This window comes from Pseudomonas oryzihabitans (assembly GCF_032027545.1).
GTDB lineage: Bacteria > Pseudomonadota > Gammaproteobacteria > Pseudomonadales > Pseudomonadaceae > Chryseomonas > Chryseomonas oryzihabitans_F.
Genome location: NZ_JAVSJB010000017.1, coordinates 52,496 through 74,330, shown reverse-complemented (window position 1 = coordinate 74,330; position 21,835 = coordinate 52,496). Strand labels below are relative to the sequence as shown.

The window sequence follows — 21,835 nt, the reverse complement described above, 5'->3', positions numbered from 1 at the left end:
TTAGCGCGGCAACAGGTAGAGGGCGGCGTACTGCAGCAGCATGATGGTCTTGCCATCCACCAGCCGGCCATCCCGCGCCATGACCAGGGCCTCGTCGAAGGGCAGCTCCAGCAATTCGATATCCTCGCCTTCCTCGTGCACGCCACCGCCGTCGGTGATGCGCTGGTCGGCGCGGTACTCACCAGCGAAGAAATACAGCAGCTCGGTCACCGAGCCGGGGCTCATGAAGGCGTCGAACAGGTGCTGGACGTTGTCCAGGCGGTAACCGGTCTCTTCCTCCACCTCGGCCTTGATGCGGGCCTCGGGCGCCGCTTCATCCAGCAGACCCGCAGGAGTCTCCACCAGCAGGCCATCGTCCAGGCCGTTGCCCAGGGTGGGCAGGCGGAACTGGCGGATCAGCAGCACGGTGCGCCGCTCGCGGTCGTAGAGCAGGATGGTGGCACCGTTGCCGCGGTCGTAGGTCTCCCGGGTCTGGCGTTGCCAGGTGCCGTCGCGGCGCAGGTAGTCGAAGGTGGTCTTCTTCAGCAGGCCCCAGTCGTCGGCCAGGGTCTCGACCTGCTGGATACGGATGCGGGAAGTGTCGGACATGGGACTCGTCTTGGCGGGAAGCGTGGCAGCACGGTAGCAGAAGTCGGGCTGCCTTGAATTGTCCGTCACCGCGTGGATTCCGCCCGGTCGCCAGGGCAGAACCCCGAGCTACGCCGTCAGAACCAGCGGTCGTTCTTTTTCCGGCGGGTCATGGAGGGCAGGATGAGACCGGCCAGCAGGCCCGCACCGGCGATGCTGCCGCCGTAGACCATGTATTGCATCAGCGCCTGCTTGTTCTCGTTGCCGAGCTTGGCCTGGGTGCTGCGCAGTTCTGACTGGGCCTGGGTCAGCTGGGCGTCCAGCTCCTTGCGGCGGCTTTCCAGTTCGTCGATCTGCTGCTTGCGCGAGTCCAGGGTCTCCTGCATGCCCTGGACGCGATTCTTCCAGCTGTCGTCGATGGTCTTGAGCTGGCCACTCAGTTCGGCCACCTGCTGCTCCAGCTGCGGCAGGCGCTCGGCCTGGCCGGGTTTGGCCTGCAGGTCGCTGCTGGGAATCCAGACGGTGCCGCCGCCTTCGCCACGGACCTGGCTGTAGTCGCCCTGGGTGCTGATCAGCTCGACCTTCTGCCCGGACTTGAGGGTACCGACGATGCGATAACCATCGGTGGGCCCACTGCGGACATAGGTGGTCAGGCTGTCGCTGACCCAGCGGGCGTTGCTCTCCTGGGCGACGGCGGTGCCGGCGAAGGAGGCGAGGGAGGCGGCCAGGCACAGGCCGAGACGCGGGAGGCGGGACAGCAGGCGAGATAGGGACATGGGCATGATGGGATCTGTATGAATAAGCTGAAGAGATGAAGGCCGTGGTGGGCCAGGCCGCATTATTGTGGGCAGTACCCTAACAAGCTGGCGCGATCAATCCGCCACCCCGGTGCGCTTGCTGTTCGAGACGGTGAAACAGTTCAAGCTTTGGCGGCGGAAATCGACGGCCAGTGTCATCTTGCCGCCATATGGAGTGGCTCGCAGGACTCAGAACCTGTTTACGATCTCGCGAGCTAGAGCCAAACAAGGCGAAAAGGGCTGAGGAAGCGGAGTTTACGAGTGGTAAATGAGCATTCCGAAGGCATTTTCAACGCCGTTTGGCCGACGCGCAGCAGGTCGTAAACAGGTTCTCAGAGCCGGCCGAGCAGATCCAGGCCCAGGGCGGCCAGCATCCCCAGCGCCGCACAGCCGAAGGCCAGCGCCTTGCCCCACCAGCGCTTCCAGGCCACGGCGCCGACGACCATGCCCAGGCCGCAGAGCAGCAAGCCGGATTTGAGATAGAAGTCGGACCAGGCGAGCAGCTGGTCGATGAAGTCGAAGAGTTCGTGGAATTCCTGCGGCATGAAGCCTCCTGGCGCGCTGGCGCTATTGAGTCGCCAGGGGGCCGGTCGTTCCCTGGCAGTCCGCGGCCAGCAACCCTTCCGCCGAACCGTAGTCATCGGGCTGGCTACCGGCGCGGCCGGCCAGTAGCAGGAATTCGCGGCTGGCGGTGCGGCCCGGCAAGGCGACCAGGGCCAGTGACAGGCGTGGATCGGGTAGCGGATAGGGCGGTTGCGCGGCCAGGTCGTGGAAGAAGTCCGGTGCCAGCAACTGGGCTTCGCTCAGGCGTTTGGCCTGGTAGTGGCCGTCGGCCAGGGCCACGGGCAGCGGTCGCCACTGGTCATCCAGTCCCGGCGCCAGCTGCCATAGCTGTTGGCGGAGGCCGGGCCGGACGCAGGCGAGATGCACGTGCAGCTGATCCTGGCTGCGTCCGCTGGGGGCATTGAGGGCGAGACCGATCCAGGCATCCGGCACCGGCACCGGGCCCCAGGCGCTCAGGTACCAGCGTTGGCGCCAGGCGAGGGCGAACCAGTTGGGTTGACCCTCCTGCCACAACGCCGGGCTTTCCAGCCCGCGCAGCGGACGCAGCGGCACCAGGATGAAATGCTGACGCTCGCCAGGCGCGCGCAGCACGGCATAGCCCGGGTCGGCGACCACCGCGCGGCACGGGGTGGCGAAGCCGGTGAGCCGGGCGTTGGGCGCACACAGTCCGACCGTGACCTGGCGCAGCAGCTCCCGGCTGGAGCAGCCCGTCAGCGTCATGGCCAGCACCAGCAGCGCCATCCCCTGGCGCCACGACCAGCGGATACTGGACGGCGTCGAACATCTGCGCGAACGTCGCTTCCAATGGCTATCGGGGCCACACACGGGAGACTCAGCCATGGCCAATGGGTGGGCCGGAGACGGCGCGGTTCAGGAACAGATCGACAGCACGGTGGACGATGCGGTGCAGCGCGCCCGCAGCCGTCTGCCTCGAGGTGCGAGCCTCAGCCACTGCGAGGAATGCGGCGACGCCATTCCCGAGGCCCGTCGCCAGGCGGTGCCGGGGGTACGCCTGTGCATCCGCTGCCAGACGGAGCAGGATGCCGAGAACCAGCGCGCCGGCGGCTACAACCGGCGCGGGAGCAAGGACAGTCAGTTGCGCTAGCGCTGGTCCCGCTATCGGTCGCGCGGAGGCGGGATCCTGCTCCGGATGCTCCCGATCGCCAGTGGGCATCAGGGCGCCGCCGGGATCTGCAGGCCGCGTTGCACCGCCGGCCGGGCGAGGAAGGCGTCCAGCGCACGGCGCACCTCGCGGAAGTCCTGGAAGCCGACCAAGTCATCTACCTGGTAAACCTCCACCAGCGCGCGAATCCAGGGGAAGGTGGCAATGTCGACGATGCCGTAGTCGTCGCCCAGGATCCAGGTGCGACCTTGCAACTGATGGTCCAGGACGCCCAGCAGGCGCCGGGCTTCCGTCACATAACGGTCGCGGGGCCGCTGGTCCTCGATCTCCTTGCCAGCGAACTTGGTGAAGAAGCCGAGCTGACCGAACATGGGGCCGATGCCGCCCATCTGGAACATCAGCCATTGGATGGCGTGGTAGCGCTGGGCTGGGTCCGTGGGCAGGAAGCGGCCGGTCTTTTCCGCGAGATAGAGCAGGATGGCGCCGGACTCGAACAGCCCCAGTGGCTCACCGGTGGGACCTTCGGGATCGAGAATGGCGGGAATCTTGTTGTTGGGGCTCAGCGAGAGGAATTCCGGACTGTGCTGATCGTCCTGGCCGAAGTCGACGCGATGCACCTCGTAGGGCAGGCCGAGTTCTTCCAGCAGGATGGCGACCTTGACGCCATTGGGCGTGGGCAGCGAATAGAGTTGCAGGCGCTCGGGATGCTGGGCGGGCCAGCGCTGAGTGATGGGAAAGCGGGAGAGCGCGGTCATGATGGACTCCTCGAACAGGACGATTCCAGATGAGACCTGCGCGCGCGGGGCGGGTTGCGCAGGCTCGCCGAAGCGGAACTTAGCGCGATGACCACCTCTCCATCTGACTAGTACGCCTTCCGCGCCGCACCGAGGACTCCCGATGCTTCCCCATAGCCAGCAGGGCAGCGGTTCGCCCACCTTCGTGCTCATGCACTTTCTCGGTGGTTCCCACCGCACCTGGTTTCCCACCGTCCCCTATCTGGATGGCGAGCACCGCTGCGTGGCACTGAATACCCCGGGCTTCGGCGATGCGGCCGGTGTCCAGGGCTATAGCGTGGCCGAGATGGCTGACCAGGTGGATGCCAGCATCCGTGCCCTGGGCCTCACGCGTTGCATCCTGGTCGGCCATTCGATGACTGGCAAGGTGGCCGTGGTGCTGGCGGCGCGGCGGCCGGAGTACCTGGTCGGGCTCATCCTGGTGGCGCCGTCGCCGCCCGGACCGCAACCCATGAGCGAGGCCGATCGCGATGCCCAGCGCGCCTACGGCAAGAGCCGGGCGGAAGCCGAGGCCTTCGTCGACGAATCCAGCGCCCACCGCCTGCCCGATGCCATCCGCGAGGTGGTGATCGCCGATGCCCAGCGGCTGAATCTCGATGCCTGGTGCGCCTGGGTCGATCACGGTAGCCGCGAGGACTGGAGCGACCGGATCGGGACCCTGGACTATCCGGTGCTGCTGGTCTGCGGCGCCGACGACCAGCAGGTACCAGGTCCGGACGAGCAGCGCCGCACCACCCTGGCGGCCTTTCCCAACAGCCGCCTGGAGGTCATCCCCGGCGCCGGCCACCTGATGCCGCTGCAAACGCCCCAGGCCCTGGCGCGGCTGATGCTCGATTTCGCCCGAGGCCTCTGACCGGTGGATTCGCTGACCCAGGCCCTGCTCGGCGCCACTCTCCAGACCGCGCTGCTCGGTCGCTGGCAGGGTCGCCGTGCCATCCTCTACGGCGCCGCCCTGGCCACCCTGCCTGATCTCGACGTGGTCATCGACTACGGCGATGCCGTCAGCGAGATGACCTATCACCGCGGCTTCAGCCACTCGCTGTTCGTACTGACCGGGGTGGCCTTGCTGCTGACCTGGCTCTGCGGACACTGGCGCGATCCGGGCTACAGTCGACGACGACTGTTCCTGACGCTCTGGCTGGTGCTCATCACCCACCCGTTGCTGGATGCCTTCACCACCTACGGCACCCAGCTGTTCTGGCCCTTGCCGACCACCCCGGTGGCCTGGTCCAGTATCTTCATCATCGATCCGCTCTATACCCTGCCGCTGGTGCTGGCGGTGCTCGTCGGGCTGGCGCTCGGTCCCCAGGGCAGAAGTGCGCGCTTGCCCGTGGCCGCCTTGGTGATCTCCACGGCTTATCTGGGGTGGACCCTGGTGGCCAAGCAGGCGGCCGAACGCCAGGTGCGCGAGGTCCTGGCTGCCCAGGGGCAGGTGGACGCCCGGCTGTTCAGCGCCCCCATGCCCTTCACCAGCCTGCTCTGGCGGGTGATGGTGGACGACGGCCCGGAGCGCTATCGGGAGACCTGGGTCGGGCTGTTCGACGACCGTCCGCCGCAATTGGTCCCCTTGCCACGCGGCGGCGAACTGGCGCCGATCCTCGCCGATTCACCGGCCGAGCAACGGCTGCGCTGGTTCACCGATGACTGGCTGCGCTACGACCGGCTGGGCGACGATCTGGTGGTGACCGACCTGCGCCTGGGCGCCACTGGCTATCACACCTTCCGCTTCGTGTTGGCTCAGCGCGAGACGACCGGCTGGCGACTGGTCGCCGAGCCTTCGCTCTGGCCCCGCGAGCGCGGCGGTCGCGAGCAGCTGGCGGTGGTCTGGCGCAGGCTCTGGCACCCCGAGCTGCCAGCACCGGTGGCGGACTGGGCGGCGCGGCTGTCGCGCTTGCCGGACTGACGCCAGGCGTCCAGCAGCAGCCACCACCAGGGGCGCCGGGCCTCGCGCAGGGCGGTGTAGCGATCCAGGCCGATGTCGGTCAGCTCCCTGTCCGTGAGGTCTGGCAGGATTCGGCGGGTAGACAGCCGACGCTGGAACAGCAGCCAGCAACCGGCGGCGCGGGTTTGGTCGTGAAGACTAGCGGGTCTGGGCATGGCGGTTCTCCTGTGTGTCTCCATGCTCCGACGTCCTGGCCAGAGCGGGCAGACCCAGGCCCCTGGATAGTTCGCCATACAGCCGCCGCACAGTAGTAGGCTGTATGGTGGATGGCGTGCACATCTGTATGGCGCAGGAACGCCGGCTTCGCCGCTATAGTCCGGGCATGAACCGTTATCAGCTGTTGGCCGATGCGCTCGGCCGTCGTATCGAACAGGGCCTCTATCGACCGGGCGAACGCCTGCCATCGGTGCGCGCCCTGGCCCAGGAGCACGGGGTCAGCCTGGCCACGGTGCAGCAGGCCTATCGCCTGCTGGAAGACCGCGGGCTGGTGGAGCCGCGACCCAAGTCCGGCTATTTCGTCCGTCTCGAACGGCGGGTGATCGAATTGCCCCAGGTCACCCGCCCGGCGCAGTGGCCGGTGGAGGTATCCGGCTGGGAGCCGGTGCGCGAGCTGATGACCAGTACGCCCGATTCGGTGCAGGTGCAGCTGGGTCGGGGCCTGCCGGATACCGAGGCGCCGACCCTGGCGCCGTTGCTGGCCGGCATGGCGCGGCTGGCGCGCCGGCCAGGCAACGCCGGGCTGTCCTACGACAGCATCCAGGGCGTGGCCGCCCTGCGCGAGCAGGTGGCGCGGCTGCAACTGGATGCCGGCTGCGTGCTCACGGCCGATGACATCGTCATCACCAGCGGTGCTCACGAGGCGCTGGCCGTCGCCCTGCGCGCCACCTGCCAGGAGGGCGACATCGTGGCGGTGGACTCGCCGACCTTCCACGGCGTGATGCAGACCCTCAAGGGGCAGGGCCTCAAGGCACTGGAGATCCCCACCGATCCGCGTACCGGCATCAGCCTGCCGGCGCTGGAACTGGCCCTGGAGCAGTGGCCAGTGCGGGCCATCCAGCTCACCCCCAGTTGCAACAATCCCCTCGGCTACTGCATGCCCGAAGCGAACAAGCGCCAGCTGGTGGCCCTGGCGCGCAAGCATGACCTGGCGGTGATCGAGGACGACGTCTACGGCGACCTGCTCTACGGCTATCCCCGGGGCCGGTCGCTCAAGGCCTTCGACGAAGACGACCGGGTGATCCTCTGCAGTTCCTTCTCCAAGACCCTGGCACCTGGCCTGAGGGTCGGCTGGGTCGCGCCCGGTCGCTACGGCGAGCGCATCCTGCACCTCAAGTACATCGGCACCGGCTGCACCGCCCCCCAGCCACAGCTGGCCATCGCCGAGTTCATCGCCGCTGGCCACTACACCGTCCACGTGAGGCGCATGCGCGCCCAGTACCAGCGCAATCGCGACCTGATGAGCACCTGGGTGCAGCGCTACTTTCCCGCTGGCACCCGGGTCAGCCAGCCCCAGGGCAGCTTTCTGCTCTGGGTGGAGTTGCCCGAGGGCTGCGACAGCCACCGGCTCAATCGCGAGTTGCTGGCGCAGAGCGTGCAGATCGCCTGTGGCAGCATCTTTTCCGCCTCCGGCAAGTACCGCAACTGCATACGCCTGAACTATGCTCAGGCGCATCGTCCGGGCATGGAGGCGGGGGTGCGGCGGGTGGGGGAGGCAGCCAGCCGCCTGTTGGCGCTCACGGCGCGACCTGAGGTTGCCACGATCTCGTAGGCGACGAGTTCGAGCGGGGTCAGTCGACCGGGGCGAACCGCTGCAAGGGACCGCTCGCTGTCCGCGCCGGCCAGTGCAACTGCAGCGGTGGTTCGCCCAGTCGCGGGCGCCCGAGCCAGAACCCCTGCGCCCAGTCCAGCTCGCTCAAGCGCAGGTTGTAGATATCCTGCGGGGTCTCCACCCCTTCCGCCACCACCCTAGGCGCCAGGGTCTGGCACAGGCGGGCGAGGTTGAGCAATTGCTTCATGGCGGAGCGGTTGCCACGGGCCGCGTGCAGCAGGCTGCGATCCAGTTTGATCACGTCGAGCGGCACTGCCAGGGCGAAGCCGAGCGCACCATAGCCGGAGCCGAAGTCGTCCAGGGCCAGGTGGCAGCCCAGCGCCTGCAACTGCCGGGTGAAGGCCAAGGCCGTCTCCATGTCGACGATGGAGGTGCTTTCGGTGAGCTCCACGGTCAGGCGGCTGGCGACCGCAGGCCGTTGTGCCAGGCGTTGCAGCAAGCTGCCCCACCAGGTGTCCAGCACCAGGCTGCTGGCGGAAAGATTGCAGCCCAGATGCAACTTCGGGAGTCGCTCCAGGGCATCGATGGAGGTGGCCAGGACCGCGTAGTCGAGCAGGCGTACCAAGCCCAATCGCTCCAGCGCGTCCACTACCTGGCCGGGCCCAAGGCCTTCCAGGCGCCGGCCGTCAGGCTGCCAGCGCAGCAGCGCTTCATGGTAGAGGACCTCATCACACTGGGGCTGGTGTGCGTCCTGGGGCAGCCGGGCGACGGGTTGCAGGGCCAGGGCGACCAGGCCTTGTTCGGCGAGGGCGAAGAAATCCTCGGCGATGGCCATGTCCTTGGCGTAGGTGTGTTGCCAGTCCCGGCCGCAGTTGATCGGGGACAGCCGCGGGGCTGGCCAGGCGTCCTGAACGGAATGTGGCTGATAGCGCGTAGGCGAGCGACCGCGCCGGTCGTCGCCCGTCAGGCGGCGTACCGGACGGATGCCGATCACCGGCACGGCACATTGCGAGTGCCACTCCAGCACCGTGCAGGTCAGCGCGAGTTGCCAGCGTTCGGCGAGACCGACGAGATCGTGTCGGTCGGTGGGGATGGGTTCGGCGAGAAAGCTGCCGTCGCCCAGTACGGATACCGCAGCCCCCCACAGCTGTACCTGGCGCTGCAGCTGGGCGGTCGCCGCTTGGGCGAAGTCTTCGCCGAAGGCCGTCAGCAGGTGTTCACGGTTGTACAGGGTTATCAGCAGTCCAGATAACCCTGGGCCGTCATCCCTTACTTCTATGGCCTCATCCATATCGACCTCTCGACCGCTGGCATGGATTCGCCGCAACCGATGTTGCGCCCCTTGCTCGAGGCTTGAAAAGATTATGCGAACCGGTCCACAAATGTTCCTTTGTGCAATCCTAAAAAAAGACCACTCCATGTTTATAAAATTCATTATAAATCAATAGCTTAATTAGATAGGAAGGCGGTGGTCAAAGAGGAACCTTTTAGTCAACTTTGGGGGCCGTGAATCTTGCTCGTGCGCGCTGGTGGGCCGTCGTCAGGCACGGTCTCCTGAATCAGGAAGAACAGAATGCTTATCGGATATGCCCGAGTGTCCACTGACGACCAGTCCCTGGCGTTGCAGATCCAGGCACTGGAGCGCGTCGGTTGCGACCGCATCTATACCGATCAAGGAGTGTCCGGGGGCATCACGTCGCGGCCTGGCCTCGACCGGGCCTTGGGGCGCCTGCGGGCGGGTGACAAGCTCGTGGTATGGCGGCTGGATCGTCTGGGGCGTTCCCTGCCGCACCTCATCCAGGTGCTGGACCGTCTGGGCCGGCGCCAGGTGCTGTTCCATTCCTTGACCGAGGGCATAGACACCACCTCGTCAGGCGGCCGGCTGGTGTTCCACATCATGGCGGCCCTGGCGGAGTTCGAGCGCGCCTTGATCAGCGAGCGGACCCGCGCGGGCCTGGCGGCTGCCCGCCAGGAGGGCAAGGTCCTCGGACGCCGCCCGGCGTTGTCCAGCGATCAGTGCCGGCAGGCCCACCAGTTGTTGCAGCAGGAGCGCTGGAGCCTCCTGGCGGTCGCCAGTCATTTCGGCGTGCATCCGCGGACCGTCAAGCGCCGCTTGGCGAACTACGCCAAGTTGTGTGAGGAAGAAGAGGTTGCGGGCACGGCCGACGTAGTGGCTCCGGTCTAGCCGGACTCGGCGATATCGCTGCAATTGCGTCCGCGGTGCTTGGCCCGGTAGAGGGCGGCATCGGCCTCGGCCAGCAGTCTGATACGAGCGCCGGGTTCCGCCCTGGCCGTCACCGCCACGCCGAAGCTGGCGGTGACCGTCAGTGCCTCGGTGGGGCCGACGGCGAAGGGCGTCTCGGCGATACCGCGGCGCAGGCGCTCGGCCAGCGCCAGGGCTTCCGATGCCTGCTTGACGTCGGCCAGCACGGCGAACTCTTCGCCACCGATACGGGCGATACGCTCACCCTCGCGCAGGAGGCCGTTGCAGCGCTGGGCCAGGTGCTGCAGCAACAGGTCGCCTGCCCCATGACCATAGGTATCGTTGATCCGCTTGAAATGATCGATGTCGAAGGTGATGGCGGCCAGGTGGTTGGGGGTATCGACCACGCCTTGCGCCAGCTGACGCTCGAAGGCGCGGCGGTTGGCCAGGCCGGTGAGGTGGTCGGTCTCCGCCCGGATGCCGAGTTCGGCGATCAGCGCATCGCGCTCCTGACGCAGCAGATCGGCCTGTTGCAGTTCGCGTTCCAGTTGCTCGAAGGCGGCGAACAGGGTGCGCGGATCGTCCTCGTCGTCGGCGATGGTACTGGCCGGCATATGCCGCCGGGTCAGGGTGAGCAACCGCTGGGTATTGGCTAGCAGCGGCGACAGCAGCCGGCGCTTGAGCAGCAGCAGGCCGGTACCCAGCGCCAGGAGGATGCCGAGGGCTGCGACGATGGTCAGCAGCAGGCACAGATGGGCTTCCCGGGCCAGGCGCGCGGCCTCGGCCTCGGCGAGACTTAGGGCGGTATCGCGCAGGTCCAGGATGCTGGCCATGGTGGGCACGTAGCCGCGGGCAAAGGCGGCGGCGCTGGGCGGCTGGCCGGCGAGCAGAGCTGTCAGGGTCTGCTGGTAGTACGCCAGGCCCTCGCCCAGGTAGCGCTCGCGCAACTGCTGGAAGCGTTCGCGCTCGGCCTCGGCCGCCGACCCTTCGAGATTGCCGCGCAACAGATCTGCCAGCTGGTGGAGGCGTCCCTGGGTCTGCTGCAATTGCTCGCGTTCGTCCGCCGTGGGCGCCCGCGCCGCCTGCAGCGCCGGGGTCAACAGCGAACCCAGGCGCCCGGCCGTATCGCGCAGGCGGGATGCCAGCTTGGCATTGACCAGGCAAGCGGCGATGCCTGGCGTCCGTGTGGCCAGATCCTGCAGGGTGATATCGCCGGAACGGAAACTGGCGTCGGCGGCCTGGAACATGGCCAGGACCACCTGGGCGACGGCAGGGCGCCCGGGGTCGCTGGGCGAGGCGCTTAGCCGCTCGTCCACCAGGGCACGGGCTTGGTGCAGGCTCTGGTAGCCGGTCTTGACCTGGGCGACGGTCACACTGCATTCCGGGCAGCCCTGTAGGGCCTGCAGCAGCTGGTTGAAGCGTTCGTCGCTCAAGGTGCGCGCGCCGGCCAGCGCCTGGGGATCGCCTTCGCGCTCGCCGAGCATGGCGTTGGTCGGGCCGCGTTCGGCGGAAATGGCCTCCACCAGGCGCAGGGCCTGGCTGTAGACCGGCAACTGCGCCAGGGTGAGTTGCAGGCTGGCGGACACCTCATGGGCCTGACGCACGATCAGCGCCATGCCGCAACCGGTGGCGAGCAGGGCCAGCACCAGCAGGAAGTTCGTCAGACGATTGAGTTGAGCAGTGAGAGAGAAGCGGCCGGACATCTGATGACACCGAAAGCTAACGGATCCAGAAGGCGAGCCACGACCACGGTCCAGAGCGGGTCCGGGCTCTCGCGCGGTGCCAATAGTAGGTCTCTTCCCTTTCAAAACGTATACGAAAGTTCCCTGGCGGCCGAGCTGTCGTGCGAAAGGTCGTAGGCGGGGTCTGAGCGGCTCCGTCCTTTGGGCTGGTTCGAGGCAGACGTCCAGGCAAGGCTCTCCTACACTGGCAGCTTTGCCTTGGGAGGCGCCATGTCACTACGCATCTATCTCGCCGGTCCCGATGTCTTTCGCCCCGATGCCGTCGCCCATGGCCAGGCGCTCAAGGCACTCTGCGCCGAGCAGGGCTGCGAAGGGCTGTTTCCCCTGGACAATGCCATTCCTGCTGAACTGACTGAGCCGCGCGAACAGGCGGCCTGGATCTACCGGGCCAACGTGGCGTTGATCGAGCAGGCCGATGGCGTGCTGGCCAATCTGGATTTCTTCCGTGGCACCGAACCCGACAGTGGTACCTGTTTCGAGGTGGGCTACGCCGTGGCGCAGGGCAAGCCGGTGGTGGGCTACGTGCCGGAGCAGGGCAGCCTCGCCGAACGCATCCGCGCACGCCATCCCGAGTGGATGGGGGCCGGGCTGCTGGATCGTGATGGCTGGACCCTGGAGGAATTCGGCTTGCCGCTGAATCTGATGTTGGCGGTGTCGGCCCCCATCGTCGTCGGCGGCCCGGAGATGGCTCTGGCGGTGTTGCGCGAGCGGCTGGGCTAGCGGGTCAGGGGTGTACGACCCTCGCCCCGGCCCTTTCCCAGGGGGAGAGGGGGTTGGAACAGGGGGCGATCGCGATCGGTCCAGTGGAAAAGGCGGCGCCGTTTTCCACGCTACGGGGCCTTGTGGCCCCGGGAGAGGAACGGTTGAAACGGAGTCAGCCGCGTGCCAGGGCCGCCAGTTCGTCCAGCCCGCTGTTGCCGTCGGCATAGGCCACGCGGAAGCTGTCGCGCTGCTGCCAGCGCGCCCAGAAGGCGGCCAGGTGCTCGAAGCGCTCGTCCAGCGGCATCTGGTTGGTGGGGAACTTGGAGAAGGCGATGGCGGTGCACAGGGTGATGTCGGCGAAGGTCGGCGCCGCGCCGCCCAGCAGCCACTCGCGGCCATCGGCCAGGTGACGATCCACCAGCGCCGCGTGCATCAGCGCCTCCTTGCGGCAATGCTCGCCCCATTGCGGGTTGTGGGTCAGCTCCAGCTTCTGGCCCAGGCCGTCGAGTTGCACATGGAACCGGGTGACGATGCGATAGAGCAGGTGGACGAAGATGCGGTCGTTCCACATGGCGTCCTGGCCCTGCTCCAGTGGCGTTTCGCCCATGACCTTGCGACCGGGATGGCTGTTGTCCAGATAGCGGGCGATGGCCGCGCTCTCGGCCAGGTAACCGCCTTCGGCGAGTTCCAGGGTCGGGGTCTCGCCCCAGGGGTTGCGCTTGAGGTGCTGCCACTGCCGCTGCTCGCCTTCGGGCGCCATCTTCAGGATGACTTCCTCGAATTGGTCGGCGATGCCCTTTTCATGGATGAACAGCCGCAGCCGTTGCGGATTCGGAAACGCGGACGGTGAAGTGAAGAGGCGTAGCTTGGCCATGGATGACTCCGAAAAGGGAAGTGACGAAGCATGCGACTGCGGGCAGTCGTGCCGCGTTCGGATAAGGCGACAGAGGATGCTTGGCCAGGGCAGGGACGCACAGCCAAGCCGCTGTATGCCGTCCATGCATAGAGTCGATTGGTCAGGCCGGTAATCACTCCGTGAGGCGGGCGACGATCCGCTCGCGCAACCAGGCGTGGGCGGGATCGCGCTGCAGGCGTTCGGGCCAGAGCAGCAGCATGTCGAAGCCCGGCACGGCCAGCGGCGGCACCTGGGTCTGCAGGCCGGGATGGGTCAGGGCGATCCGGGCGGGCAGCAGGGCGACCAGATCGCTGGCGAGCAGGGCGCTGGCCAGGGTGGAGAAGTGCGGGACCGACAGCACCACCCGCCGTGCCAGGCCGCGCTCCGCCAGCAGCTGGTCGGTCAGGCTGGCGAAGCCACCACCGTTGGGCGAGACCAGCGCCTGGTCCAGTTGGCAGAAGGTCTCCAGGGAGACCGGCTCCTGCAAGGCGGGATGCCCACGCCGGCCGGCCAGCAGATAACGCTCGGTGAACAGCAGCCGCTGCCGCAGTCCGGGCGCGGCGGCATCGGCCACGTCCAGCGCCAGGTCCAGGCGGTCGCCTTCCAGTTGCTCGGCGAGCAGGTCCGGTTTCTTGTCCAGCAGCGCCAGGCGGATACCGGGGGCTTGCCCGCGCAGTTCGGCCAAGAGCGGGGTGAGCAGGGTGGTGGCGCTGTGGTCGCTGGCGGCGATGCGCCAGGTCCGCTCGGCGCGGGCGGGGTCGAAGGGCGCGGCCGGTGCCAGGGCTTCTTCCAGTGCGGCCAGCGCCTGGCGCAGCGGCTCGCGCAGGGCCTCGGCGCGCGCCGTGGGGCGCATGCCGCGTGGACCCGGTAGGAGCAGGGGATCGTCGAGCAACTGGCGAAGCCGACCGAGTTGCAGGCTGACGGTGGGCTGCGCCAGGTTGAGCCGCCGCGCCGCGCGGGTCACGTTGAGTTCGGCGAGCAGGGCGTCTAGGGTGACCAGCAGATTGAGGTCGAGACGCCTTAAGCTATTGTGCATGGCAATGGCTGCTGTTTCGGTAATTCATTTTCAGCATAGCGCGACGACTTCTAGTCTGGGCACCTCTTCCTCACGAGGTGATCACCATGAAGGTCCTGCTGGTCTATGCCCATCCCGAACCCCGCTCCCTCAATGGCGCCCTGCGCGACTTCGCCGTGGCCCATCTGCAGGCGGCCGGACACGAGGTGCAGCTCTCCGATCTCTATGCCATGGGCTGGAAGGCCATCCTGGATGCCGCGGACGCCCCGCACCTGGCACCCGGCGAGCGTTTCGATGCGGTCCTCGATTCCCAGCGCGCCTATGCCAGTGACGCGCAACCGGCGGACATCGCCGGCGAGCAGGCCAAGCTGCTGTGGGCCGACGCCGTGATCCTGCAATTTCCGCTGTGGTGGTTTTCGCTGCCGGCCATCCTCAAGGGCTGGGTGGAGCGGGTCTATGCCTGCGGCTTCGCCTATGGCGTGGGCGAGCACAGCGATAGCCACTGGGGCGATCGCTACGGCGAAGGCACCCTGGCCGGCAAGCGCGCCATGCTGGTGGTGACCTGCGGCGGCTGGGCGTCGCACTACAGCGACCGGGGTATCAACGGTGGCCTGGACGACATTCTCTTTCCGATCCAGCACGGCATCCTCTTCTATCCCGGCTTCAGCGTGCTGCCGCCCTTTCCGGTCTATCGCACCAGCAAGATCGACGCCGCCGGTTTCGAGCGGCTGTGCCAGGCCTATGGCGCTCGACTGGATGGGCTGGCGACGGACGCCCCGCTGCCGTTCCGCCGGCAGAACGGCGGCGACTACGAGATTGCGGCGCTGACCTTGAGGCCCGAACTGGCGCCGGGCCAGACCGGGCTGGGGATGCATTTGCGGGAGGCGTGAGGGGCGGTGCCGTGCAGCCTTTGGACTGCAGCGGGGTTGATCTCGGCGAGACAGTGGAAAACGCTGCGCGGTTTTCCACCCTACGGGCGGCCGGGCTGTCCGGGCGGTAGGGTGGACGACGGCGCAGCCTCGTCCACGCGAACCCCGAACCCCGAACCCTGAGAAGCGAGCAGTCTCAGTTGGCCCTCTTGCTGTCTACCTCGGCCAGCCGTCCGCCACGGAAGGTGAGGAAATACAGCATGCCGTTCCAGGGGCCGTAGGCCCACTCTTCGACGAATTCCACCTGGCGATAGCCGTAGGTGTCCGTCACCTGGCGCTCGCCCAGCGGGGTGACGCTCAGCGGGTCGCCGCATTTGCCACGCACCTCATGGGTGGTGGAGCCGTCGGAGACCAGGGCGCTGCCGCAGCGCAGGGAGGCGGCCTGGGCGGTGCCGGTGGCGAGCAGGGCGAGCAGGAGCAGGGCACGGGTCATAGGCGCTTGAACTCGATGCGGGTGAGGCGGTTGGCTTCGAAGGTGAGGATGTAGTTGGCGCCGTTCCAGGGGCCGTACACCCACTCTTCGATCACCGCCTCGCGGCGTTCGTTGCGGCCCAGCTCGTAGCCCACCAGGTCGCGGTGGGCCGGTTCGCCGCATTTCTGCAGCACTTCGAAGGCTCTATCACCGCGGCTGACCAGGGCGTTGCCGCATCTCATGGAGTCGGCGGCGGCACCGGTGGCGACCAGCAGGGTGACAACGGCGAGCAGGCAGCGCATGACGAGGGTCTCCTGACCGGTCAGAGCGCGCCGAGCTGCAACTGTGCGGCCGTGGGCGACTCGCCGGATTGGGGTTGGGTGCTGACGTCCAGCAGGTAGACTCGCTGGGCGTCCAGTTTCGCCGTGTCCACCAGGTAGGTCTTGATGGCCCCCGCGCGCTGCTGAGCCAGGCTGCGCAGGAGACCGTCGTTGCCGCTCCAGGCGTCGAGGACCGCCTGGCGCAGGCGCGCCGTGCGGGTGGCATCGTCCAGACTATCCCATTCCTGCGGCGGCTGCGCCTGCAGACGCAGGCGATACAGGCCCTCCAGCAGGGGCGCGCGCATGTCGGCGGGCACCTGCAGCTGGCTGGGATCGGCCGGAACCTTGTCGCCGCGCCGCTGCAGCAGGTTGAAGTACTGGGTCTGGAAGTCCTTCTCCAACTGGCTGGCGGCCAGGGCGCGGCCGTCGCTGGCGGCGCTGGCGTGCCCCTTGACCTCCACCGCCAGTAGCGGTCGCTGGCGCAGGGCGGCGGCCAGCTTGTCCAGGTCGCCGCGGGCCTGGGCGGAGAGGGTGGTACTGCCGGGGGCGAAGTCGATGGCGTCGAGGTTGGCCTCGTGTCCGCCGACGAGCCCCGCCAGCAGGCGGAAGGGTGCCTGGACGGTGCGGGTCAGCAGATTCCTCAGGGTCTGCCAGACCACCGGCATGACGCTGAAGTTGGGGTCACTGAGGTTGCCCGCCACCGGCAGGCGCAGGTCGATGCGGCCGTGGCTGTCCTTGAGCAGGGCCACGGCCAGACGCACCGGCAGGTCCACCGCGTCCTTGCTATCGACCCGCTCGCCCAGTTCCAACTGGTCGAGCACCACGTGGTTCTGCGCCTGCAGCTTGCCGTCGTCGATGCGGTATTGCAGGTCCAGGTCCAGTCGCCCCTTGCGCACCGCGTAGCCGGCGAACTTGCCGGTGTAGGGCGACAGGGTGGTGAGTTCGACCTGGCGGAAGTAGGCGGTCACGTCCAGCTGCTGCAGGGGATCGAGGGGATCGAGGCGACCCTTGATCTCCACCGGGGCGAAGCGGTCGACCTTGCCGGCCAGGTGGATGTCGGCTGGCTTGGAGGCGGCGGTATCCAGGGTACCGATGCCACCTTCGAGGGACTGGATGTTGGTGGCGAAGCCGGGTTTCAGGCTGTTGTCGGCGAAGTCGGCGCTGCCATCCCTGATGGTCACCCCGCCGATGCGGATTTGCAGCGGTGGCGAGCTGTCCTTGGCCTCACTCTTGGGCTGAGGGACCAGCAGGGCGCTGAAGTTGTTGCTCAGGTCCTCGTTGATCACCAGGGTGCCATAGGGCTTTTCCAGGTCGACCTTGTCGATCACCAGGCGCTTGCCCAACTCGAAGGCGATGCCCTGCAGGTCGAGTAGTTGCCAGCGCATGAAGTCCTGCTGGTGCAGGGTGTCCAGCACGTGCACCTGGGTGACCTGGGCGGTGCCGCCGACCTTGAGGTCCAGCGGCTCGCCCGGGGCGAGGACGACCTTCAGCTTGCTGGCCAACTGGCCGCTGCGGATTTCCAGGCGGACATAGGGGTTGAGGTAGGGTTGGGCCTGGCGCAGGTTGAGTTCGTCGATGCCGACGTCGAACTGCCCCTGCAAGGGCGCAAGGCCAAGCTGGCCGTTGACGGTGATGCGGCCACGGTCGCCCAGGGTGGTCTTGAGGTCGAGGGCGAAGGGCTGGTCGCCCGCCGTATCGAAGCCCTTCACCGCCACGTCTAGGCCGCTGAAATAGAGACTGGCCGGGTCCGGCGGGACGCGGTCCACCAGGTGCAGCTGGTTGTCGGCGAGCTGGACGTCATCCAGCTTCACCCGCCAGGCGGGCCCGCTGCTCGGCGTGTCGCTGCTGGGGAAGAGCTTCTGCCAGTCCAGGCTGCCGTCCTGCTCGCGATTGCCCCAGGCGTCGAGGCCATTGCCGCGCAGGTGGGCGATGGTGACTTCGCGTTTCTGCAGATCCAGGGCGATGCCTTCGGCGGCGAAGCGCTTGAAGCTGGCCTTGGGTTCGGCGTCCACCGCCTGCACGGCGACGTCGTCGAGTGCCAGGCGGCCCTGGCTGAGTTGCAGTTGCAGCGCCTTGGTTAGGTCCAACCGGTAGTGGCTGCTGGCCTCCAGGCGGCCCTTGCCCAGGGCCAGGGGCAGCTGGTTGCGTACATAGGGCCACCAGGGCGCGAGGCTGACGTCCTTGAGGGTCAGGTCACCTTCGCTCCGCAGGGGAGCGAGGTCCAGGCTGCCCTTCCAGGTCAGTTGGCCGCCCTGGGCGGTGGTGGCGGTCAGGGCCAACTGGCCGGGGGTATCGCCGCTGCGGGTGCGGAAGTCCTGCAGGGTGGCGTCCAGCGGGGTGAGGGTGACGTCCACCGGCTGGGTGCCCTGGGCGTCGAGGAAGTGCAGGCGCCCGCCGACCAGGGCGATGCGCTCGATGTGTACCGGGAAGGGCTGGCTCGGCTCGGTGGTGGCCGGCGTCGGCGTGGCGGTGGCCGGATCGCTGCGCCAGAGCCCGGCCAGGTTGACCGCGCCACCCTTGGCGATGCGCAGGTCGACCTGGGGCTGGTCGAGGCGGACGTCGGTCAGGTGCAGGGTACGGCGCCAGAGGCTGTCCAGCTGCAGATTGGCGTAGAAGCCGTCAGCGGCCACGGTGGGGCGCTCCGCCGGACCGATCAGCAGCTTCTCCGCGCGCAGCTCCAGGGTGAAGGGGTTGAAGCTCAGGGCCTGCAGGCTGGCGGGCTGGGTAAGGCGCTCGCTCAGCGTCTGATTGAGGTAGTGCAGGGCGACCCGCGGCCCGACCACGAAGCCGAGCAGACTGTAGAGGGCCAGGAGCACGAGCAGCACGAGGCTCGCTTTGACGATTCTGGGCATGCGGGCTTCTAGGACGGCCAAGGTGCGCGGATTATGGCACGCCCCTCCTGTCGGGAAGGGCGGTGGGCGTCCCAAAAGTGCGGTGGGCCGCTCCTGGGCCCCGGCGAGCGAGCCGGGCACGGAAATGGGATACCCCTCACCAATCGGCGTTCAGGTATGGCAACGCGGCCTGGTGAGCGATCGACGGTTGCCTTGGCGTAGAGCCGCCGTCCAGAGCCTCGGCGGCATTGGTGAGAGGCTCTAATCCGGCACTTTGCCATGATCCGCCCGTCGCTCCGGATTAAGTTTGACTTAATGACCGCCGACTAGCCTCGTGAACAGGTTGCATTCTCAGGAGGAGGGCGGCGGCGGGCCGATACCCGCTGTGCGATGGCAGGCCAGCACGGGCAACCACGAATCGAGAGTCCGCGTCGTCGTTCGGAGAGCCTGATGTCCAGTCCGATTTCCCTCCGCTCCATCCAGAAGAAGGTGCAGTTCCTGCGCACCACCTTCAGCTATGTCGGCTGGTCGCTGTTCGGCCTGCTGCTGTGGGACGTGGCGGTCACGGTGGACGCCATGCTGTTCGTCGACGAGCGCTTCGACCTCCCGCTCACGCCCCTGACCCTGCTGTGCTCGGCGCTGGTGGTGCTGATCAGCTTTCGCAACAGCAGCGCCTATGGCCGCTGGTGGGAGGCCCGCACCCTGTGGGGAGCCATGGTCAATAGCTCGCGCAGCTTCGGCCGCCAGGTGCTGACCCTGATCGACGATCAGGGCAAGGCCCCGAACCGGGTCAAGGCGGTGCTGCTGCGCCGCCACATGGGCTATCTGCATGCCCTGCGCGCCCAGCTCAAGCGCCAGGACCCGGCCCAGGCCGCCGCGCCCTATCTCGCCCGCCACGAACTGGCGTTGGCCGAAGGCAGCCTCAACTTCGCCAACGACATCCTCGCCGGCACCGCCGAGCTGATCGCCAGCGAGTACCGCCAGGGCCGGCTGGACAGCATCCGCCTGGCACGACTGGAAGAGACCCTGGTGGACATGTCCAATTGGCAGGGTGGCATGGAGCGCATCGCCAACACCCCCTTGCCCTATCCCTACGTTTGCTTTCCGCAGCTGTTCAGCTTCCTGTTCTGCATCGCCATGCCGCTGGGGTTGGTGTCGACCCTGGGTTGGTTCACCCCGCTGGTGTCCACCGTGGTCGGCTTCATGTTGTTGGCCCTGGAGCGCATCGGCAGCGATCTGCAGGCGCCCTTCGCCGATAGTCAGCACCAGATCACCATGGACAAGCTGTGCGCCACCATCGAGGCCAATCTGCTGTCGATGCTGCGGCCGCGGAGCGAAGAGGGCAGCGCAATGGTGCTGGCCCAGGGCGAGGCCGGGCTGGCCCGCCAGGTGGCCTGAGAGCCTGTTCGAAATCTGCTGCGCGTCGGCCAAACTGCGTTGAAAATGGCCTGGGTCGCCAGCCCGGTCGGAATGCTCATTTACCACTCGTAAACCCGAGCGCGGGTCCGATCCGCTTCCTCAGCCCTTTGATTCGCTAGCGCTCACCCTACGGGCCAGCCGCTCGCTGGCTGTTACTCCCGTTGGTCGTTGCGCCTTGTTTGGCTCTAGCTCGCTAGATTTTGAACAGGCTCTGAGGCTCCCAGGCGACGGACGGCCGCAACGCGGGCGGCGCCAGGCCGCTGCGGGTGGGCAGGGCGCGTCGAAAGCTGGAAAGCGCCGCGCCAGACAGATTCTTTGCGGCTGGCACGGCACTAGCACCGCTTCGCTCCTGTCACATTTTGCAACCTCCCCTGGCAGCGGCGGTTTGCCATGACGTACCGGTCTTCCGGCACGTCGCGGACGAGCCGGGGCGAGGCGTGCCTCAGGGTGCACGTCCAGCGGACATCACCCGGGCGACCCCCAACCCTCGCTACGGATGCCCGCTCATGTCAGAGACCCGTTCCCCGGTCGCCGGGACCGGCGCCGAACCCTCGCGTCGCGCTCGTCATGCCCTGGATGCCCTGAACTTCACCCTGGCCGACGTCCGCGACGGCCTGGGGCCCTACCTCGCCATCTACCTGATCGCCGTGCGCGGTCCGGGGGAGGGCTGGAACGAGGCCACCGCTGGTTTCATCATGACCCTGGCCGGCATCGCTGGCCTGATCGCCCAGACCCCGGCCGGCGCCCTGATCGACCGGACCCGCCACAAGCGCCTCATGGTCGGCCTCGCCGCCTTGCTGGTGACGGTCTGCAGCCTGATGCTCCCCTTCGTTTCCAACTTCTACGTGGTGGCCGCCACCCAGTCGCTGGCCCATGCCGCAGCGGCGATCTTCGCCCCGGCGCTGGCGGCCATCACCCTGGGCATCGTCGGTCCCAAGGCCTTCACCCGGCACATCGGCCGCAACGAGGGCTTCAACCACGCCGGCAACGCCGTCTCGGCGGCCCTCGCCGGCGGCCTGGCCTATTTCTTCGGCCCTACCGTGGTGTTCTGGCTGATGGCCCTGCTGGCGGCGGCGTCCATCGTCGCCATCGTCCGGGTGCCCCAGGACGAGATCGACGATGACCTGGCCCAGGGCCTTGGCGAAGAAAACGGCGCCCGCGATGCCAAGCCGGTGTCGGCCTGGCAGGCGCTGCTGGCCAATCGCAAGCTGCAACTGCTGGCGCTGCTGGCCGCCATCTTCCACCTGGCCAACGCCGCCATGCTGACCTCGGTCGGCCAGCAACTGACCCACATCGTCGGCAAGGACAGCGCCACCTCGCTGGTGGCCGTCTGCATCGTCGCCGCCCAGTGCGTGATGGTGCCGGTGGCCATCCTGGTGGGGCGCAAGGCCGATGTCTTCGGCCGCAAGCCGATCTTCCTCTTCGCCTTCGCCGTGCTGGCGATCCGCGGGGTGCTCTACACCTTCTCCGACAGCCCCTACTACCTGGTGGCGGTGCAACTGCTCGACGGCGTCGGCGCCGGGACCTATGGCGCCCTGATGCCGGTGATCGTCGCCGATTTGACCCGCGGCTCGGGACGCTTCAACGTCAGCCAGGGCGCCATCGCCACGGCCCAGGGCCTGGGCGCCGCCATCAGCGCCACCATCGCCGGGGTGATCATCGTCCGCTTCGGCTACGGCGCGGCCTTCACTACCCTGGCGGCCATCGCCGCGGTGGGTTTCGTGCTCTATCTGCTGCTGATGCCGGAGACCCGGGACGAGCAGCTCGCCAGGGGTTCGGCACGCTCGACCGGTTCGGTGGTGGGAGGCTGAG

21 protein-coding genes and 1 pseudogene are annotated in these 21,835 nt (G+C 67.6%); 9 read left to right on the top strand and 13 right to left on the bottom strand.

Translation table 11 applies throughout. The annotated features are described in order from the left end of the window. From RND78_RS21865 to RND78_RS21850, 4 genes are all read right to left on the bottom strand, one after another. Window positions 1-588, bottom strand: a complete 588-nt coding sequence (locus RND78_RS21865) for an NUDIX domain-containing protein (protein WP_059231022.1) — start codon at window positions 586-588, stop codon at window positions 1-3. A gap of 116 nt (window positions 589-704) precedes the next feature. Further along, the gene (locus RND78_RS21860; RefSeq protein WP_409457096.1) at window positions 705-1,349 is read right to left on the bottom strand and encodes a TIGR04211 family SH3 domain-containing protein; all 645 of its coding nucleotides are present in this window, start codon (window positions 1,347-1,349) and stop codon (window positions 705-707) included. 347 nt (window positions 1,350-1,696) lie between these two features. Further along, the gene (locus RND78_RS21855; protein WP_059231026.1) at window positions 1,697-1,909 is read right to left on the bottom strand and encodes a hypothetical protein; all 213 of its coding nucleotides are present in this window, start codon (window positions 1,907-1,909) and stop codon (window positions 1,697-1,699) included. A 22-nt stretch (window positions 1,910-1,931) separates the two neighbouring features. Continuing rightward, on the bottom strand, window positions 1,932-2,648 hold the full coding sequence (locus RND78_RS21850; protein ID WP_312732057.1) for a CDP-diacylglycerol diphosphatase: 717 nt from the start codon (window positions 2,646-2,648) through the stop codon (window positions 1,932-1,934). 118 nt (window positions 2,649-2,766) lie between these two features. Here RND78_RS21850 and RND78_RS21845 point away from each other — a divergent pair, with 118 nt between their 5' ends. Continuing rightward, window positions 2,767-3,033, top strand: a complete 267-nt coding sequence (locus tag RND78_RS21845) for a DksA/TraR family C4-type zinc finger protein (protein WP_312732112.1) — start codon at window positions 2,767-2,769, stop codon at window positions 3,031-3,033. A gap of 68 nt (window positions 3,034-3,101) precedes the next feature. Here RND78_RS21845 and RND78_RS21840 read toward each other — a convergent pair whose 3' ends face one another. Next, a complete protein-coding gene (locus tag RND78_RS21840; RefSeq protein ID WP_312732055.1) occupies window positions 3,102-3,806 on the bottom strand; it encodes a glutathione S-transferase N-terminal domain-containing protein in 705 nt (234 codons plus the stop codon). Window positions 3,807-3,948: 142 nt separating this feature from the next. Between RND78_RS21840 and RND78_RS21835 the strand changes: the two genes are divergently transcribed. Beyond that, complete coding sequence (locus RND78_RS21835) at window positions 3,949-4,698, top strand: alpha/beta hydrolase (protein WP_312732054.1); 750 nt, start codon at window positions 3,949-3,951, stop codon at window positions 4,696-4,698. A 3-nt stretch (window positions 4,699-4,701) separates the two neighbouring features. After that, window positions 4,702-5,748, top strand: coding sequence for a metal-dependent hydrolase (locus RND78_RS21830; RefSeq protein ID WP_312732052.1), 1,047 nt, complete (start codon window positions 4,702-4,704; stop codon window positions 5,746-5,748). Between the two features lie 68 nt (window positions 5,749-5,816). On the opposite strand, the pseudogene RND78_RS21825 reads toward RND78_RS21830, so the two are convergent. Beyond that, a pseudogene (locus RND78_RS21825) lies at window positions 5,817-5,942 on the bottom strand (DUF1127 domain-containing protein); the annotation flags it as partial. Window positions 5,943-6,109: 167 nt separating this feature from the next. Between RND78_RS21825 and RND78_RS21820 the strand changes: the two are divergent. Beyond that, the gene (locus RND78_RS21820) at window positions 6,110-7,555 is read left to right on the top strand and encodes a PLP-dependent aminotransferase family protein (protein WP_312732051.1); all 1,446 of its coding nucleotides are present in this window, start codon (window positions 6,110-6,112) and stop codon (window positions 7,553-7,555) included. A gap of 19 nt (window positions 7,556-7,574) precedes the next feature. Here RND78_RS21820 and RND78_RS21815 read toward each other — a convergent pair whose 3' ends face one another. Then, window positions 7,575-8,846 (bottom strand): EAL domain-containing protein, encoded by a 1,272-nt coding sequence (locus RND78_RS21815; protein ID WP_312732049.1) that lies wholly within the window; start codon window positions 8,844-8,846, stop codon window positions 7,575-7,577. 282 nt (window positions 8,847-9,128) lie between these two features. Between RND78_RS21815 and RND78_RS21810 the strand changes: the two genes are divergently transcribed. Then, window positions 9,129-9,740: a recombinase family protein gene (locus RND78_RS21810; protein WP_312732048.1), complete on the top strand. Its 612-nt coding sequence runs from the start codon at window positions 9,129-9,131 to the stop codon at window positions 9,738-9,740. Here RND78_RS21810 and RND78_RS21805 read toward each other — a convergent pair. Continuing rightward, entirely contained in the window at window positions 9,737-11,461 is a 1,725-nt protein-coding gene (locus tag RND78_RS21805; protein WP_312732047.1) for a GGDEF domain-containing protein, read from the bottom strand. The genes RND78_RS21810 and RND78_RS21805 overlap by 4 nt on opposite strands. A 249-nt stretch (window positions 11,462-11,710) precedes the next feature. Here RND78_RS21805 and RND78_RS21800 point away from each other — a divergent pair, with 249 nt between their 5' ends. Beyond that, window positions 11,711-12,220, top strand: coding sequence for a nucleoside 2-deoxyribosyltransferase (locus RND78_RS21800; RefSeq protein ID WP_312732045.1), 510 nt, complete (start codon window positions 11,711-11,713; stop codon window positions 12,218-12,220). Between the two features lie 154 nt (window positions 12,221-12,374). Here RND78_RS21800 and RND78_RS21795 read toward each other — a convergent pair whose 3' ends face one another. Then, window positions 12,375-13,076 (bottom strand): glutathione S-transferase N-terminal domain-containing protein, encoded by a 702-nt coding sequence (locus tag RND78_RS21795; protein ID WP_312732044.1) that lies wholly within the window; start codon window positions 13,074-13,076, stop codon window positions 12,375-12,377. A 154-nt stretch (window positions 13,077-13,230) separates the two neighbouring features. After that, window positions 13,231-14,133 carry a LysR family transcriptional regulator gene (locus tag RND78_RS21790; RefSeq protein ID WP_312732043.1) on the bottom strand — a complete coding sequence of 301 codons (903 nt, stop codon included), beginning with the start codon at window positions 14,131-14,133 and terminating at the stop codon, window positions 13,231-13,233. Window positions 14,134-14,219: 86 nt separating this feature from the next. Here RND78_RS21790 and RND78_RS21785 point away from each other — a divergent pair, with 86 nt between their 5' ends. Next, a complete protein-coding gene (locus RND78_RS21785) occupies window positions 14,220-15,002 on the top strand; it encodes an NAD(P)H-dependent oxidoreductase (RefSeq protein WP_312732042.1) in 783 nt (260 codons plus the stop codon). Between the two features lie 175 nt (window positions 15,003-15,177). Here RND78_RS21785 and RND78_RS21780 read toward each other — a convergent pair whose 3' ends face one another. Genes RND78_RS21780 through RND78_RS21770 form a run of 3 tightly spaced genes read right to left on the bottom strand, consistent with a single transcriptional unit; the run spans window position 15,178 to window position 18,625 of the window. Next, window positions 15,178-15,474: a DUF2845 domain-containing protein gene (locus tag RND78_RS21780; RefSeq protein WP_312732040.1), complete on the bottom strand. Its 297-nt coding sequence runs from the start codon at window positions 15,472-15,474 to the stop codon at window positions 15,178-15,180. After that, a complete protein-coding gene (locus tag RND78_RS21775; RefSeq protein WP_312732039.1) occupies window positions 15,471-15,755 on the bottom strand; it encodes a DUF2845 domain-containing protein in 285 nt (94 codons plus the stop codon). Before RND78_RS21775 ends, RND78_RS21780 begins: the two co-directional genes overlap by 4 nt. Before the next feature lie 20 nt (window positions 15,756-15,775). Next, window positions 15,776-18,625 (bottom strand): DUF748 domain-containing protein, encoded by a 2,850-nt coding sequence (locus RND78_RS21770; protein ID WP_312732038.1) that lies wholly within the window; start codon window positions 18,623-18,625, stop codon window positions 15,776-15,778. A 429-nt stretch (window positions 18,626-19,054) separates the two neighbouring features. Here RND78_RS21770 and RND78_RS21765 point away from each other — a divergent pair, with 429 nt between their 5' ends. Together RND78_RS21765 and RND78_RS21760 are read left to right on the top strand one after the other, a co-directional pair. Next, a complete protein-coding gene (locus tag RND78_RS21765) occupies window positions 19,055-20,002 on the top strand; it encodes a bestrophin family ion channel (protein ID WP_312732036.1) in 948 nt (315 codons plus the stop codon). Between the two features lie 527 nt (window positions 20,003-20,529). Then, window positions 20,530-21,834 (top strand): MFS transporter, encoded by a 1,305-nt coding sequence (locus tag RND78_RS21760; RefSeq protein WP_312732035.1) that lies wholly within the window; start codon window positions 20,530-20,532, stop codon window positions 21,832-21,834. Window position 21,835 lies beyond the last annotated feature (1 nt).